The organism is Pseudomonas sp. LSJ-87, assembly GCF_032971465.1.
In the GTDB taxonomy this organism is placed as follows: domain Bacteria; phylum Pseudomonadota; class Gammaproteobacteria; order Pseudomonadales; family Pseudomonadaceae; genus Aquipseudomonas; species Aquipseudomonas putida_Z.
Map to the genome: position 1 here is coordinate 48,907 of NZ_JAWJYQ010000043.1, position 13,958 is coordinate 62,864.

The 13,958-nt window shown below is 64.0% G+C and carries 17 protein-coding genes; 10 read left to right on the forward strand and 7 right to left on the reverse strand.

Going from position 1 to position 13,958, the window contains the following annotated elements:
• Nucleotides 1-2: 2 nt before the first annotated feature.
• Entirely contained in the window at nucleotides 3-722 is a 720-nt protein-coding gene (locus RYH74_RS21645; RefSeq protein WP_317410107.1) for a response regulator transcription factor, read from the reverse strand.
• A gap of 193 nt (nucleotides 723-915) precedes the next feature.
• On the opposite strand from RYH74_RS21645, the gene RYH74_RS21650 reads away from it, so the two are divergent.
• The 4 genes from RYH74_RS21650 (at nucleotide 916) to RYH74_RS21665 (ending at nucleotide 5,698) form a co-directional block, all read left to right on the forward strand.
• Nucleotides 916-3,672, forward strand: a complete 2,757-nt coding sequence (locus tag RYH74_RS21650) for a response regulator (RefSeq protein WP_317410108.1) — start codon at nucleotides 916-918, stop codon at nucleotides 3,670-3,672.
• Nucleotides 3,673-3,838: 166 nt separating this feature from the next.
• Entirely contained in the window at nucleotides 3,839-4,828 is a 990-nt protein-coding gene (locus tag RYH74_RS21655; RefSeq protein ID WP_025338007.1) for a 2-hydroxyacid dehydrogenase, read from the forward strand.
• A gap of 31 nt (nucleotides 4,829-4,859) precedes the next feature.
• The gene (locus RYH74_RS21660) at nucleotides 4,860-5,297 is read left to right on the forward strand and encodes a hypothetical protein (protein ID WP_004375491.1); all 438 of its coding nucleotides are present in this window, start codon (nucleotides 4,860-4,862) and stop codon (nucleotides 5,295-5,297) included.
• Nucleotides 5,294-5,698, forward strand: coding sequence for an META domain-containing protein (locus RYH74_RS21665; RefSeq protein ID WP_004375489.1), 405 nt, complete (start codon nucleotides 5,294-5,296; stop codon nucleotides 5,696-5,698). Before RYH74_RS21660 ends, RYH74_RS21665 begins: the two co-directional genes overlap by 4 nt.
• A gap of 126 nt (nucleotides 5,699-5,824) precedes the next feature.
• Here the strand turns inward: RYH74_RS21665 and RYH74_RS21670 are convergent, their stop codons facing one another.
• Nucleotides 5,825-6,289 carry a TlpA disulfide reductase family protein gene (locus RYH74_RS21670; protein WP_015269224.1) on the reverse strand — a complete coding sequence of 155 codons (465 nt, stop codon included), beginning with the start codon at nucleotides 6,287-6,289 and terminating at the stop codon, nucleotides 5,825-5,827.
• Nucleotides 6,290-6,374: 85 nt separating this feature from the next.
• On the opposite strand from RYH74_RS21670, the gene arsC reads away from it, so the two are divergent.
• Genes arsC through RYH74_RS21685 form a run of 3 tightly spaced genes read left to right on the forward strand, consistent with a single transcriptional unit; the run spans nucleotide 6,375 to nucleotide 7,736 of the window.
• On the forward strand, nucleotides 6,375-6,728 hold the full coding sequence (gene arsC / locus RYH74_RS21675) for an arsenate reductase (glutaredoxin) (protein ID WP_075044001.1): 354 nt from the start codon (nucleotides 6,375-6,377) through the stop codon (nucleotides 6,726-6,728).
• On the forward strand, nucleotides 6,725-7,330 hold the full coding sequence (wrbA, locus tag RYH74_RS21680; protein WP_317410109.1) for an NAD(P)H:quinone oxidoreductase: 606 nt from the start codon (nucleotides 6,725-6,727) through the stop codon (nucleotides 7,328-7,330). The genes arsC and wrbA overlap by 4 nt, the downstream gene beginning before the upstream one ends.
• On the forward strand, nucleotides 7,323-7,736 hold the full coding sequence (locus RYH74_RS21685; protein ID WP_085593200.1) for a DUF2069 domain-containing protein: 414 nt from the start codon (nucleotides 7,323-7,325) through the stop codon (nucleotides 7,734-7,736). Before wrbA ends, RYH74_RS21685 begins: the two co-directional genes overlap by 8 nt.
• Nucleotides 7,737-7,868: 132 nt before the next feature.
• Here the strand turns inward: RYH74_RS21685 and RYH74_RS21690 are convergent, their stop codons facing one another.
• On the reverse strand, nucleotides 7,869-8,540 hold the full coding sequence (locus RYH74_RS21690; RefSeq protein WP_317410110.1) for a DNA-3-methyladenine glycosylase I: 672 nt from the start codon (nucleotides 8,538-8,540) through the stop codon (nucleotides 7,869-7,871).
• Between the two features lie 4 nt (nucleotides 8,541-8,544).
• Nucleotides 8,545-9,369, reverse strand: a complete 825-nt coding sequence (gene ttcA / locus RYH74_RS21695; RefSeq protein ID WP_012270926.1) for a tRNA 2-thiocytidine(32) synthetase TtcA — start codon at nucleotides 9,367-9,369, stop codon at nucleotides 8,545-8,547.
• Between the two features lie 262 nt (nucleotides 9,370-9,631).
• On the opposite strand from ttcA, the gene RYH74_RS21700 reads away from it, so the two are divergent.
• Complete coding sequence (locus RYH74_RS21700) at nucleotides 9,632-10,231, forward strand: Yip1 family protein (protein ID WP_012270925.1); 600 nt, start codon at nucleotides 9,632-9,634, stop codon at nucleotides 10,229-10,231.
• 131 nt (nucleotides 10,232-10,362) lie between these two features.
• Nucleotides 10,363-10,857, forward strand: coding sequence for a SprT family zinc-dependent metalloprotease (locus RYH74_RS21705; RefSeq protein ID WP_025338002.1), 495 nt, complete (start codon nucleotides 10,363-10,365; stop codon nucleotides 10,855-10,857).
• Between the two features lie 187 nt (nucleotides 10,858-11,044).
• On the opposite strand, the gene fpr is transcribed toward RYH74_RS21705, so the two are convergent.
• Nucleotides 11,045-11,824 carry a ferredoxin-NADP reductase gene (gene fpr / locus RYH74_RS21710; protein WP_004375483.1) on the reverse strand — a complete coding sequence of 260 codons (780 nt, stop codon included), beginning with the start codon at nucleotides 11,822-11,824 and terminating at the stop codon, nucleotides 11,045-11,047.
• A gap of 121 nt (nucleotides 11,825-11,945) precedes the next feature.
• Here fpr and finR point away from each other — a divergent pair, with 121 nt between their 5' ends.
• Nucleotides 11,946-12,872: a LysR family transcriptional regulator FinR gene (gene finR, locus RYH74_RS21715; protein ID WP_004375481.1), complete on the forward strand. Its 927-nt coding sequence runs from the start codon at nucleotides 11,946-11,948 to the stop codon at nucleotides 12,870-12,872.
• Here finR and RYH74_RS21720 read toward each other — a convergent pair.
• Together RYH74_RS21720 and erdR are read right to left on the reverse strand one after the other, a co-directional pair.
• Entirely contained in the window at nucleotides 12,869-13,234 is a 366-nt protein-coding gene (locus RYH74_RS21720) for a diacylglycerol kinase (RefSeq protein WP_025338001.1), read from the reverse strand. The two genes, finR and RYH74_RS21720, sit on opposite strands and share 4 nt — an antisense overlap.
• 73 nt (nucleotides 13,235-13,307) lie before the next feature.
• Complete coding sequence (gene erdR / locus RYH74_RS21725) at nucleotides 13,308-13,958, reverse strand: response regulator transcription factor ErdR (protein WP_025338000.1); 651 nt, start codon at nucleotides 13,956-13,958, stop codon at nucleotides 13,308-13,310.

Below are 13,958 nucleotides of genomic sequence, written 5' to 3' on the forward strand. Positions count from 1 at the left end.
GGTCACTCCGCCTCGCTGGCGCTGAGTACGTAGCCCTTGCCCCACACGGTGCGGATCTGCCGTTCGTGATAGCCGATACCCTTGAGCTTGCGGCGGATCTGGCTGATGTGCATGTCCAGGCTGCGGTCATGCCGCGAATAGCCCCGCTGCAGCACTTGCTGGTAGAGGAACGGCTTGCTCAGCACTTCGTCGAGGTTGCGGTTGAGGATGTCGAGCAGGCGGTATTCGCTGGGAGTCAGGCCGGCCAGGCGACCCTCCAGGCGCACGTCGCACAGCGCCTCGTCGTATTGCAGTTCGCCGCTGCCGGCACGCGCCTGCGGGGCTTGATGGCGCCGCTCGAGGGCGACGCGGCGCAGGATGGCCTCGATGCGTACCTGCAGCTCGGCCATGCTGAACGGCTTGGGCAGGTAGTCGTCGGCACCGCGCTGGAAACCGCTGATGCGGTCGGCCTCGGCGCCCAGCGCCGACATCAGGATCACCGGCGTGGCGCTGCGCTTGCGCAACTGCGCAAGGGCATCCAGGCCGTTGAGCCCGGGCAGCAGGATGTCCATGAGCACCACATCGAAAGCCTGGCGCCCCGCCGTTTCCAGGCCCTCCAGGCCATTGCGGCACCAGGTCACCTGGAAGCCGCCGCGCTGCAGCTCTTCGTGCAGGTAGGCACCGAGGACCGGGTCATCCTCGATGGCGAGGATATTGGAGTTGTGAATAGCTACAGGATTCATTGGCAACTGCCATGCATTCTCAATTGCGCAATTATTGAGTATCCAGCGCCCGCCAGGCAACCGCCCTGCGACCAATGCCCCTGCAAGGGCGCAAAACACGTACTAAAGAGGTGCAATAGCGCGGCAGGCGGAGTAACTTCCCGGCTTGGCCGTCATCGCTTGACGGCGTCCAGGCACATGACAGGAGGCGAGTGTGCTCGATCGCTTGGGAATTCGCAGCCGGGTCCTGCTGCTGGCCCTGCTGCCGGCCGGCCTGATGGCCCTGGTGCTGGGTAGTTACTTCACCTGGCTGCAACAGAACGACCTGCGCACCCAGCTGCTGCAACGCGGCAAGATGATCGCCGAGCAACTTGCGCCGCTGGCCGCGCCCGCCATGGCCAAGCTGGCACCGGCACAACTTGAGCGCATTGCCGCACAAACCCTGGAGCAGGCCGATGTGCGTGCGGTCGCCTTCCTGGCCCCGGACCGCACGCGCCTGGCCCACGCCGGCCCGAGCATGCTCAACCAGCCACCCAGCGGCGGCAGCGGCACCCAGCTGCTGCAGCGCAGCGGCAATGACGCCACACGCTACCTGATGCCGGTATTCGGCCACCATCGTGACCTGGCCACCGATGCCGTGCCGGCCGAATCCGAACGCCTGCTGGGCTGGGTCGAGATCGAGCTGTCCCACGACGGCACCCTGCTGCGCGGCTACCGCAACCTGTTCACCAGCCTGTTGCTGATCCTCGCCTGCCTGGTGCTCAGCGGCCTGCTGGCACTGCGCATGAGCCGCACCATCAACGACCCGATCAAGCGCATCAAGCACGCGGTCAACCAGCTCAAGGACGGCCACCTCGAGGAACGCCTGCCGGCCATGGGCAGCCATGAGCTGGACGAGCTGGCGCGCGGCATCAACCGCATGGCCGAAACCCTGCACAACGCCCACGAAGAGCTGCAGCACAGCATCGACCAGGCCACCGAGGACGTGCGCCAGAACCTGGAAACCATCGAGATCCAGAACATCGAGCTGGACATGGCGCGCAAGGAAGCCCTGGAAGCCAGCCGCATCAAGTCGGAATTCCTGGCCAACATGAGCCACGAAATCCGCACCCCGCTCAACGGTATCCTCGGTTTCACCCACCTGCTGCAGAAAAGCGAGCTGACACCGCGCCAGCTGGACTACCTGAGCACCATCGAGAAGTCCGCCGACAACTTGCTGGGGATCATCAACGAGATCCTCGACTTCTCCAAGATCGAGGCCGGCAAGCTGGTGCTCGACAGCATCCCCTTCAACCTGCGCGACCTGATCCAGGACACCCTGACCATCCTCGCCCCGGCCGCCCACGCCAAGCAGCTGGAGCTGCTCAGCCTGATCTACCGCGATACCCCGTCGTCGCTGATCGGCGACCCGTTGCGGCTCAAGCAGATCCTGACCAACCTGGTCAGCAACGCCATCAAGTTCACCCGCGAAGGCACCATCGTCGTGCGCGCCATGCTCGAAGACGAGCACGAAGACAGTGCGCAGCTGCGCATCAGCGTGCAGGACACCGGCATCGGCCTGTCGCCACAGGATGTGCGTACGCTGTTCCAGGCCTTCAGCCAGGCCGACAACTCGCTGGCCCGCCAGCCCGGCGGCACCGGCCTGGGGCTGGTGATTTCCAAGCGCCTGATCGAGCAGATGGGCGGCGAGATCGGCGTCGACAGCACCCCGGGCGAGGGTTCGCAGTTCTGGATCAGCCTCAACCTGCCCAAGGCCCACGATGGTGTCGAGGAGTTGCCGCTGCAACCGCTGCTGGGCCGCCGCGCAGCCATCGTCGACGGCCACGAGCTGGCGCGCCAGGCGTTGGAACACCAGTTGGAAGACTGCGGCCTCAGCGTCAGCCTGTTCGCCTCCTACGACCAGCTGCTGCAGGGCGTGCAGGCCGCCAGCCAGGCTGGCCTGCCGTTCGAGTTCGCCGTGCTCGGGGCAAACCTTGGCAACCTGTCGCCCGAGCAGCTGGGCCATTACCACCAGCAGCTCGAGCGCTACCATTGCCAGTGCGTGGTGCTGTGCCCGACCACCGAGCAGGCGCTGTACCATCCGTACCTGCCCAACGGCCATGGCCAGTTGCTGTCCAAGCCGACCTGCACGCGCAAACTGCGCCGCCTGTTGCTGGAACTGGTGCAACCGCGCCGCCCGCAGGGCGAGGTGAACAGCGTCAACGGCCAGCGCCAGCCGAAGATCCTCTGCGTCGACGACAACCCCGCCAACCTGCTGCTGGTGCAGACCCTGCTCGAAGATCTGGGCGCCGAGGTGCTTGCCGTCGACAACGGCTATGCGGCGGTGCAGGCGGTGCAGGACGAGCCGTTCGACCTGGTGCTGATGGACGTGCAGATGCCCGGTATGGACGGCCGCGCCTGCACCGAGCAGATTCGCTTGTGGGAAAACACCCAAAGCGGCAACCCGCTGCCGATCGTCGCCCTCACCGCCCACGCCATGGCCAACGAGAAACGCGCGTTGCTGCACGGTGGCATGGACGACTACCTGACCAAGCCGATCAGCGAACGGCAGCTGGCCCAGGTGGTGATGAAATGGACCGGCCTGAGCCTGGGCGCGCCACAGCAGGAACGCCTGGCCGAGCAACTGGCCAACGGTGATGACCTGAAGGTGCTGGACCCCGAGGAAGGTCTGCGCCTGGCCGCCGGCAAGGCGGACCTGGCGGCGGATATGCTGAGCATGCTGCTGACCTCGCTGGAAGCCGACCGCGAAGCCATACGCGCTGCCCGCGAGGCCGACGACCGCAACGGCCTGATCGAACAGGTGCACCGCCTGAACGGCGCCTCGCGTTATTGCGGCGTGCCGCAGTTGCGGGCCGCGTGCCAGCGCAGCGAAACCTTGCTCAAGCAGGAAAACCCGCTGGCACAGCAGGCGCTGGACGAACTGGATGCGGCAATCAACCGCTTGGCGGCGCAGGCCAGATTGAGCGCCTGACCTCACCGGCCCTATCGCCGGCAAGCCAGCTCCCACAGGAAATCACTGCTCTTGAAGGCTGTGTTGTACCTGTGGGAGCTGGCTTGCCGGCGATAGGGCCGGTCCAGGTCAACACCCCTTTCAACCCGCTGGCTACAATCCCCAGACCATTGCAAAGGAACCCACCATGCGCGCCCTGTTGTTCAGCAGCCAGCACTACGACCAGGAAAGCTTCACCCGTGCCGCCAGCGGCACCACCCTGGACCTGCACTTCCAGCCCGCCCGCCTGACCCTCGACACCGCTGCCCTGGCCGATGGCTACGAGGTGGTCTGCGCCTTCATCAATGACGAGCTCGACGCCCAGGTGCTGCAACGCCTGGCCGCAGGCGGCACGCGCCTGGTCGCCCTGCGTTCGGCCGGCTACAACCATGTCGACCTGGCCGCCGCCCAGCGCCTGGGCCTGACCGTAGTGCGGGTGCCGGCCTACTCGCCGCACGCCGTGGCCGAACACGCCGTGGCGCTGATCCTGGCCCTGAACCGGCGCTTGCACCGGGCCTACAACCGCACCCGCGAGGGTGACTTCACCCTGCACGGGCTGACCGGCTTCGACCTGCACGGCAAGACCGTCGGCGTGGTCGGTACCGGCCAGATCGGCACAGCCTTTGCCCGCATCATGGCCGGTTTCGGCTGCCAGTTGCTGGCCTATGACCCTTACCCCAACCCCGACCTGCTGGCCTTGGGCGCGCGCTACCTGCCATTGCCCGAGTTGCTGCGCGAAGCCCGCGTCATCAGCCTGCACTGCCCGCTGACCGAGCACACCCGGCACCTGATCAATGCACAAAGCCTGGCCCAGCTGCAGCCCGGCGCCATGCTGATCAACACCGGCCGCGGCGCGCTGGTCGACACCCCGGCGCTGATCGACGCGCTGAAGAGCGGCCAGCTCGGCTACCTGGGCCTGGACGTCTACGAAGAAGAAGCCCAGCTGTTCTTCGAAGACCGCTCCGACCTGCCGCTGCAGGACGACGTACTGGCCCGCCTGCTGACCTTCCCCAACGTGATCATCACTGCCCACCAGGCGTTCCTTACCCGCGAGGCACTGGATGCCATCGCCGCGACCACGCTGGACAACATCAACCGCTGGGCGGCAGGCAATCCACAGAATCTGGTGATGGGTTAGTGCTAGGATACGCGGCATTTCTGGAGGACCCATGGTCGAGCACGATTTCCGCTACACCCTTTTCAACCCGCAACACACCCTGATCGAGTGCCGCGCCCTGGTGCCGGGCCGCTATCAGGTCACCGGCAACGGCGGTTCGATGCACAAAGGCGACACCCTGCTGGTCACCCTCAAGGGCAGCAAGGACTTGTCCATGCGCCTGACAGTGGAGAGCGTGCGCCACCTGATCAACCCGCGCGGCCAGTGGGTTGCCGTGGCCAGCGGCCCGGTGTTCAACGAGCTGGAAATCCTCACCTGGCAGGTTGCGTGCGACAGCTGCGACGCCGTGCTGGACTTCGAGTTCGCGGTGGACGCCAAGCTGGGCAAGAAAGCCCGCCAGCCTGCCGCCAGCGCGCGCGTTGCCGAGCTGGGCTGGGCCAGCCGTGGCGAAAAACACCTGTGCCCGCGTTGCCAGGAGAGCGCCGAGTGAAGAATCTGCTGACCGGCGTGCTGATTGCCACCGGCCTGCTCGGCTGCGCCGCGGAACCTTCCAAGCTGCAGCAGGAGCGCAGCTACGTGCTGGAGTGGATTGGCGAACGGCCGCTGATCGACTACAGCCACCTGACCCTGACCTTGGCCAGCGATGGCCGTGCCTATGGCAACGGCGGCTGCAACCACTGGTTTGCGCCGTACACACTGGACGGCGAGCACCTGAGCTTCGGCAAGGTCGGCAAGACCCGCAAGCTCTGCGCACCGGCGTTGATGGAGCAGGAAAAGCGCTTCCTGCAGGCGCTGGAAACAGTGCAGCGCTGGGATGTGTCGCCTATCGAGCAGATGCGTTTCTGGCCGGCCGAAGGCAAGCCGCTGCGCTTCTGGCCTGAGGAAGGCTGAATCGCTATTGCCTGTACCGGCCCTATCGCCGGCAAGCCAGCTCCCACAGGTACTGCACAGGATTCATATGCTGTGCAGTACCTGTGGGAGCTGGCTTGCCGGCGATAGGGCCGGTACAGGCTGACTTCAGGCGCCCTTCAGTGCCTTGATCTTGGCCTGCAGCCCTTCCAGGGTCTGCTCGCCCATCAGCTGTTCCCGCACCTTGCCCTTGTCATCGATGATGTAGGTCACCGGCAATGCCTCGCTACGTGGCAGGTCATAGCGCTCGGCCGGGTCCTGCGCCAATACGGTGAAAGCGATGCCCAGGGTTTCGGCAGCCTGCTTCAGCTCCTGCCCCTGCAAGCCATCGAAGTTCACCCCCACCACCTTGATACCGTCGGCCGCCCACTGCTTGGCTGCCGCGTTCAGTTCAGGGATTTCGGTACGGCACGGCCCGCACCATTCGGCCCAGTAGTTGAGCACCAGCCAGTGCCCATCGATCTGTTCGGCCTTAACCGTATTACCGTGTTGGTCCACGCCATAATCGGCACCGCAACCACCGAGCAACAGGCTCGCGGTGATGGCCAGTACTGCTGCCAGACGCCTTGCCATGGGTCAATCCTTCTCGAGTTTTAAAGCAAATTGGTCAGTCGCTGCGGTTAGAATAGCCGCCACACCCAGCTGGATGCGACCCGACATGACCGACCTCACGCTCTATCATAACCCGCGCTGCTCGAAATCCCGCGGCGCCCTGGAACTGCTCGAAGCTCGCGGCCTGGCGCCGACCATCGTGCGCTACCTCGAGAGCCCGCCCGACGCTGCCACCCTGAAGGCCCTGCTCGGCAAGCTGGGCATCGCCCCACGCCAGCTGCTGCGTACCGGCGAGGACGAGTACAAGGAGCTGAACCTGGCCGACCCGGCACTGACCGACGCACAACTGATCGAGGCCATGGCCCGGCACCCCAAGCTGATCGAGCGGCCGATCCTGGTCGTCGGTGACAAGGCCGTGGTCGGCCGACCGCCCGAGAAAGTACTGGAGATCCTGCCGTGAGCCAGCCCTACATCCTGGTGCTGTATTACAGCCGCCATGGTTCGACCAGCGAGATGGCCCGGCACATCGCCCGCGGCATCGAGCTGGCCGGCATGGAAGCCCGCCTGCGCACGGTGCCGGCGATTTCCACCGAGTGCGAAGCAGTGGCCCCGGACATCCCGGCCAGTGGCGCGCTGTACGCCACCCTGGACGACCTGCGCCACTGCGCCGGCCTGGTACTGGGCAGCCCGACCCGCTTCGGCAACATGGCAGCGCCGCTCAAGTACTTCCTGGATGGCACCAGCAGCCTGTGGCTGGGCGGTGAACTGGTCGGCAAGCCGGCGGGCGTGTTCACCTCAACCGCCAGCCTGCATGGCGGGCAGGAAACCACCCTGCTGTCGATGATGCTGCCACTGATTCACCACGGCATGCTGGTAATGGGCCTGCCGTACAGCGAATCGGCACTGCTCGAGACCCGCGGCGGCGGCACCCCGTATGGCGCCAGCCATCATGCTGGCGCCGATGGCAAGCGCGAGCTCGACCAGCACGAGATAGCCCTGTGCCGCGCCCTTGGCCAACGCCTGGCGACCACCGCCAAGGCCCTGGAGGCCGCACGTGGCTAAGAAGCCCAAGGTATTGCCGGCGCTGGAATGGCTGGCACCGCGCCTGCGCCTGACGCGGGCATTGAGCCTGGCGTTCTTCTTCGGCCTGATCGCCCTGCTGCTGGTGAACAACCTGTGGTTCGCCAACCTGCACGGGGCGCGAGTCGAGGTGATCCTGGCGATCGAACTGGTGCCGTTGCTGCTGTTGCTGCCGGGCATGCTGACGGGCAGCGCCCGGGCACATGCCTGGACCTGCTTCGTGGTGAATATCTATTTCATCAAGGGCGTGCTGGCGGCGTTCGACCCGGCGCGGGCGGTATTTGGCTGGGTAGAAGTGCTGGTGAGCCTGGGGCTGTTCATTGCCGGGCTGCTGTATGTGCGCTGGAAGTTCCAGCACGAGCGGCGCATGGCGGGCGAAGGCAGTTGATATCCGGGGGCCGCTTTGCGGCCCAATCGCCGGCAAGCCAGCTCCCACAGGTACAGCGCAAGGCTTGAGACCTGTGCTGTACCTGTGGGAGCTGGCTTGCCGGCGATTGGGCCGCAAAGCGGCCCCAAAATCTCAATGGTTGACGGTATGCGCCAGCATCACCGACAACTGGCACAGCGGCCGCCCACTCTCGGCATGCCACTGGTTGAACGCCTGCTGCACCAAGGCCAGGTCCCGCTGGCTGGTCGGCGGCTTGTCGATCACCTTCTGCGCAATCAACGCCGCAGCCATGTCATCGGTAGGGATGAACGTATCCTTGCCGACCATGCGCAAGAAACGCGGTGCCGACAACCCGCCCAGCTGGTTGCCGTGCTTGGCCAGGTACTTCCACAAACCGACGATGTCGGTCACCGGCCAGTCGGCGATGAAGGCGCCGAAACTGCCCTTCTCCTTGGCCACGTCAAGAACCATCTGCGCATTGCGCGGCACGCTCTTGAGCTTGCCCAGGTGGCGGATGATGCGCTCGTCGTGCATCAGCCGCTCGAGGTGCTCGGCGCCCATCAATACCACCTTCTCCGGGTCGAAGCCGAAGAACACCTGCTCGAACGCCGGCCACTTGGCATCCACCAGGCTGTGCTTGAGCCCGGCGCGGAACACGCGCAGGGCCAAGGTCGACAGGTAGCGGTCGTCGCCGATATCACGCAGTTGCGCCGGTGTGCGCGGCTGCGGCAGGAAGGCCTCCAGGGCCTGGGCCGAGCCGAAGCGGTTCAGGCAGTACTCGTGCAACCACTGGTAATCGCGCATGGGCTCAGATGTTCAGCACGTCAAGGAAACGCGGGGTAGCGTTTTCGTCGATCTTCAGGCTGGTGAAGTCGAACAGGTTGCGGTCAGCCAGCTGCGACGGTGCCACGTTCTGCAGGGCGCGGAAGATGCTCTCGGTACGCCCCGGGTGCTTGCGCTCCCACTCCACCAGCATGTCCTTGACCACCTGGCGCTGCAGGTTTTCCTGCGAACCGCACAGGTTGCACGGGATGATCGGGAATTCCTTCATGTCCGAGTAGGCCTGGATATCCTTCTCGCTGCAGTAGGCCAGCGGGCGGATCACCACGTTGCGGCCATCGTCGGCGCGCAGCTTCGGCGGCATGCCCTTGAGCGCGCCGTTGAAGAACATGTTGAGGAAGAAGGTTTCGACGATATCGTCGCGGTGGTGCCCCAGCGCCATCTTGGTCGCGCCGATTTCGTCGGCGAAGGTATACAGGGTGCCACGGCGCAGGCGCGAGCACAGCGAGCAGGTGGTCTTGCCCTCGGGGACCAGCTCCTTGACCACCGAGTAGGTGTCCTTCTCGACGATGTGGTACTCGACACCCAGTTCCTTGAGGTAGGCCGGCAGCACATGCTCGGGGAAACCCGGCTGCTTCTGGTCCATGTTCACCGCGACGATCTCGAACTTGATCGGTGCCACCTTCTGCAGGTGCAACAGAACATCGAGCATGGTGTAGCTGTCCTTGCCGCCGGACAGGCAGACCATGACCTTGTCGCCATCCTCGATCATGTTGTAGTCGGTGATGGCTTCGCCGGCGAGACGACGCAGGCGTTTTTGCAGTTTGTTCTGGTTGACCGAGAGGGTGCCCATAGCGCTTGGATCCGCGAGGTGTGACAAAAGCCGGCTATTTTACGCACAAACGCGGCGGCGCTGTAGGCATTCCGATAAAGACTTCATTGTAATCAACAGCGCGCCTTACAGCGCAATTTGCTCTAAAAAGCTCGGTTTATGCAGGTAACGGCTTCCTATACTGCGACATAAGGCCACATTACCGCTTGCTTCGGTGTTCGGGCCTCGGGCCGCTTGCGCTCCATCTGGGGGGCGTTTGGCAACATTGAGAGGAGTGATCGGCATGATTCATCACGTTGTGGGGCTGTTTACCCATCCCGACCAGGAATGGCGGGAAATTCGTGGCGAAGAAGAAACCATCAGCCACATGTACCTGACGCACACCCTGATCCTGGCTGCGATCCCCGCCATTTCGGCGTTCATCGGTACCACCCAGGTCGGCTGGGTGATCGGCGACCGGCCAGCGGTGATGCTGACCATGGAAAGCGCCATCTGGATGAGCATCATGTCGTACCTGGCGATGCTTGCCGGGGTGGCGGTAATGGGGGCGTTCATCCACTGGATGGCCCGCACCTACGATGCCAACCCGTCCATGGCACAGTGCATCGCCTTTGCCACCTACACCGCCACCCCGTTGTTCATCGGCGGCCTGGCGGCACTGTACCCGCACCTGTGGCTGGGCATGCTGATCGGCACCGCCGCCATCTGCTACACGGTGTACCTGCTGTACGTCGGTTTGCCGACGTTCATGAACATACCGTCCGACGAAGGCTTCCTGTTCTCAAGCTCCGTGCTGGCGGTGGGCCTTGTGGTACTGGTGGCGATCATGGCCGCCACGGTGATCATCTGGGGACTGGGCGTGGGGCCCGTCTACACCAACTAGAACAGACTCGACCAACACTGGGGCATCAACCTGGGGCCGCCGCAAGGCGGCCTCTGGCTGTGCGCTGACCAGTGGCTCGGCACGCTGCCCGGGGTTGCGGCATAATGCCCGGTCAGGAGAACCACCCCGCCATGCCCGAGCTGCTCAGACAACGCGTCGAAACCTGTTACCAGCAAGCTGAAACCTTCTTCAAACGCCCCTTCCCGCGCCCGGAAGTCAGCTTCAAGCTGCGCGGGCAAAAAGCCGGTGTCGCCCACCTGCACGAGAACCTGCTGCGCTTCAACCTGCAGCTTTACCGCGAAAACCAGGAAGACTTCCTGCGCCAGACCGTGGCCCATGAAGTGGCACACCTGGTGGCCCACCAGCTGTTCGGCGACCGCATCCAGGCCCATGGCGAGGAGTGGCAGCTGATCATGCGCGGGGTGTATGAACTGCCGCCCAACCGTTGCCACAACTACGAAGTGCAACGGCGCGTGGTGACCCGCTACATCTACCGCTGCCCGTGCCCGCAAAGCGACTTCCCGTTTACCGCGCAGCGGCACAAGCTGGTGCGCCAGGGGCGGCGCTACCTGTGCAAGCGGTGTCGGGAGATATTGGTGTATAGCGGCGAGACGCGCGTGGAATAGATTGGGGTTTGCCTGCACTGGCCTCATCGCCGGCAAGCCAGCTCCCACAGGTTCGGCACAGGTTTCAAATGTTGTGGGATTCCTGTGGGAGCTGGCTTGCCGGCGATAGGGCCGGTACAGGCGATACATGAATCACAGGCACAAGAAAGGCGACCCAAGGGTCGCCTTCTTTGCATCAGCCTGCGCCTTACTTCTCGACGAAGGCACGCTCGATCAGGTAATCACCCGGCTCGCGCATGCGCGGGGAGATCTTCAGGCCGAAGCTGTCCAGTACTTCGCTGGTCTCGTCGAGCATGCTCGGGCTGCCGCAGATCATCGCGCGGTCGTCCTGCGGGTTGATCGGTGGCAGGCCGATGTCGCTGAACAGCTTGCCGCTGCGCATCAGGTCGGTCAGGCGGCCCTGATTCTCGAACGGTTCACGGGTCACGGTCGGGTAGTAGATCAGCTTGTCGCGAACCGACTCACCGAAGAATTCGTTCTGCGGCAGGTGCTCGGTGATGAACTCGCGGTAGGCCACTTCGTTCACGTAGCGCACGCCGTGCACCAGGATCACCTTCTCGAACCGCTCGTAGGTTTCCGGGTCCTGGATGACACTCATGAACGGTGCCAGGCCAGTGCCGGTGCTCAGCAGGTACAGGTGCTTGCCCGGGTTCAGGTCGTCGAGTACCAGGGTACCGGTAGGCTTCTTGCTGATGATGATCTCGTCGCCTTCCTTCAGGTGCTGCAGCTGCGAGGTCAGCGGACCGTCCGGCACCTTGATGCTGAAGAACTCCAGGTGCTCTTCCCAGTTCGGCGAAGCGATGGAATAGGCGCGCATGAGCGGACGGCCGCTTTCTTGTTGCAGGCCGATCATCACGAACTGACCGTTCTCGAAGCGCAGGCCCGGGTCGCGAGTGCACTTGAAGCTGAACAGGGTGTCGTTCCAGTGGTGCACACTGAGGACACGTTCGTGGTTCATGTTGCTCATTTAATGGGGCTCCTGAAGAAAGACGCGGCGCGCGCAAGACGCGCAGTTGCGCGATAGTTTAGGGGCAGCGACAATATCTGTTAACTGGATTATCAAGATATGTGTTATCGGTTATATCGATATGCGATTTACACTTCGTCAGCTGCAAGTCTTCGTTGCCGTGGCCCAGCACCAGAGCGTTTCGCGCGCCGCCAGTGTGCTGGCCCTGTCGCAGTCGGCCGCCAGCACCTCGATCACCGAGCTTGAGCGCCAGTCCAGCTGCCAGCTGTTCGACCGCGCCGGCAAGCGCCTGAGCCTCAACGCCCTGGGCCAGCAACTGTTGCCGCAGGCCGTGGCCCTGCTCGACCAGGCCAAGGAAATCGAAGACCTGCTCAACGGCAAGTCCGGTTTCGGCTCGCTGGCGGTCGGCGCCACGCTGACCATCGGCAACTACCTGGCCACCCTGCTGATCGGCAGCTTCATGCAGGTGCACCCGGAAAGCCAGGTGAAGCTGCATGTGCAGAACACTGCGCATATCGTGCAACAGGTGGCGCATTACGAAATTGATCTGGGTCTGATCGAAGGCGATTGCAACCACCCGGACCTGGAAGTGCAGCCTTGGGTCGAGGACGAGCTGGTGGTGTTCTGCGCGCCGCAGCACCCGCTGGCCAAGCTGGGCCGCGCCGATGTACAGACCTTGTCCCAGGAAGCGTGGATCCTGCGCGAACAGGGCTCGGGCACGCGCCTGACCTTCGACCAGGCCATGCGCCACCACCGCACCAACCTCAATATCCGCCTGGAGCTGGAACACACCGAAGCGATCAAGCGCGCGGTGGAGTCGGGCCTGGGCATCGGCTGCATCTCGCGCCTGGCCCTGCGTGACGCCTTCCGCCGCGGCAGCCTGGTAGCGGTAGAAACCCCGGAGCTGGACCTGATGCGCCAGTTCTACTTCATCTGGCACAAACAGAAGTACCAGACCTCGGCCATGCGCGAATTTCTCGAACTGTGCCGCAACTTCACTGCGGGCTTCACCCGCAGTGACGAGATCGTATTGCCACCGATCGCTTAAAGCAGGATCACACCCCACACCAGCGCCACCATGGTCAGTGCCACCAGTTGCGCGGCGCTGCCCATGTCCTTGGCGTTTTTCGACAGTGGGTGGCGCTCCAGCGAAATGCGGTCGATGGCTGCTTCCACCGCCGAATTGAACAGTTCGACGATCAGGCCCAACAGGCACACGGCGATCATGATCGCCCGCTCCGCACGGCTGACCGGCAGCCAGAAGGCGACCGGGACCAACAGCACGTTGAGCAGCACCAGCTGGCGGAACGCGGCCTCGCCCTTGAAGGCGGCGCGCAGGCCGTCCAGCGAATAGCCGGCGGCGTTGAGGATACGTTTGAGGCCGGTCTGGCCCTTGAATGGCGATGTCATGTGAGTCACTTCACAACGGAAAGGCCAGCAGACTAGACCGGCACGGGTCAAAAAAGCGTGAAGCCACGCGCACTCAGCTGCTGGCAACCGATTCAAGTTGTTGCAGCAACAACGCCGCCTGGGTGCGGGTACGCACACCCAGCTTGCGGAAGATCGCGGTCACGTGAGCCTTGATGGTCGCTTCCGACACGTTCAGCTCATAGGCGATCTGCTTGTTCAGCAAGCCTTCGCAGACCATGGTCAGCACGCGGAACTGCTGCGGCGTGAGGCTGGCAAGGCCTTCGCTGGCGGCCTTGGCCTCGGCCGAGACATCGACCTTTTCGAACGCCTGCGGCGGCCACCAGACCTCGCCGTCGAGCACCTTGCGCACCGCATCCTGGATCACTTCCAGGGTGCTGGACTTGGGAATGAAGCCACTGGCGCCAAACTCGCGGGACTTGACCACCACTGCGGCCTCTTCCTGCGCCGATACCATCACCACGGGGATCTGCGGGTATTGCCCGCGCAGCAGCACCAGCCCGGAAAAACCGTAGGCACCCGGCATGTTCAAGTCCAGCAACACCAGGTCCCAGTCGGCTTTTTCGCTCAGACGGGTTTCCAGTTCGGCAATGCTGGCGACTTCAACCAGGCGTACATCCGGGCCCAGGCCGAGGGTAACGGCCTGGCGCAAGGCGCCACGGAACAGCGGGTGGTCATCGGCAATCAGGATTTCGTAAGTGGCCAT

What these genes read in the sequence shown, in the direction of transcription:
- erdR (WP_025338000.1), bottom strand. Translation starts at nt 13,958, where the DNA reads ATGGCCACTTACGAAATCCTGATTGCCGATGACCACCCGCTGTTCCGT.
- arsC (WP_075044001.1), top strand. Translation starts at nt 6,375, where the DNA reads ATGACCGACCTCACGCTCTATCATAACCCGCGCTGCTCGAAATCCCGC.
- RYH74_RS21700 (WP_012270925.1), top strand. Translation starts at nt 9,632, where the DNA reads ATGATTCATCACGTTGTGGGGCTGTTTACCCATCCCGACCAGGAATGG.
- RYH74_RS21670 (WP_015269224.1), bottom strand. Translation starts at nt 6,289, where the DNA reads ATGGCAAGGCGTCTGGCAGCAGTACTGGCCATCACCGCGAGCCTGTTG.
- finR (WP_004375481.1), top strand. Translation starts at nt 11,946, where the DNA reads ATGCGATTTACACTTCGTCAGCTGCAAGTCTTCGTTGCCGTGGCCCAG.
- fpr (WP_004375483.1), bottom strand. Translation starts at nt 11,824, where the DNA reads ATGAGCAACATGAACCACGAACGTGTCCTCAGTGTGCACCACTGGAAC.
- RYH74_RS21720 (WP_025338001.1), bottom strand. Translation starts at nt 13,234, where the DNA reads ATGACATCGCCATTCAAGGGCCAGACCGGCCTCAAACGTATCCTCAAC.
- RYH74_RS21645 (WP_317410107.1), bottom strand. Translation starts at nt 722, where the DNA reads ATGAATCCTGTAGCTATTCACAACTCCAATATCCTCGCCATCGAGGAT.
- RYH74_RS21705 (WP_025338002.1), top strand. Translation starts at nt 10,363, where the DNA reads ATGCCCGAGCTGCTCAGACAACGCGTCGAAACCTGTTACCAGCAAGCT.
- RYH74_RS21690 (WP_317410110.1), bottom strand. Translation starts at nt 8,540, where the DNA reads ATGCGCGATTACCAGTGGTTGCACGAGTACTGCCTGAACCGCTTCGGC.
- RYH74_RS21660 (WP_004375491.1), top strand. Translation starts at nt 4,860, where the DNA reads ATGGTCGAGCACGATTTCCGCTACACCCTTTTCAACCCGCAACACACC.
- ttcA (WP_012270926.1), bottom strand. Translation starts at nt 9,369, where the DNA reads ATGGGCACCCTCTCGGTCAACCAGAACAAACTGCAAAAACGCCTGCGT.
- RYH74_RS21655 (WP_025338007.1), top strand. Translation starts at nt 3,839, where the DNA reads ATGCGCGCCCTGTTGTTCAGCAGCCAGCACTACGACCAGGAAAGCTTC.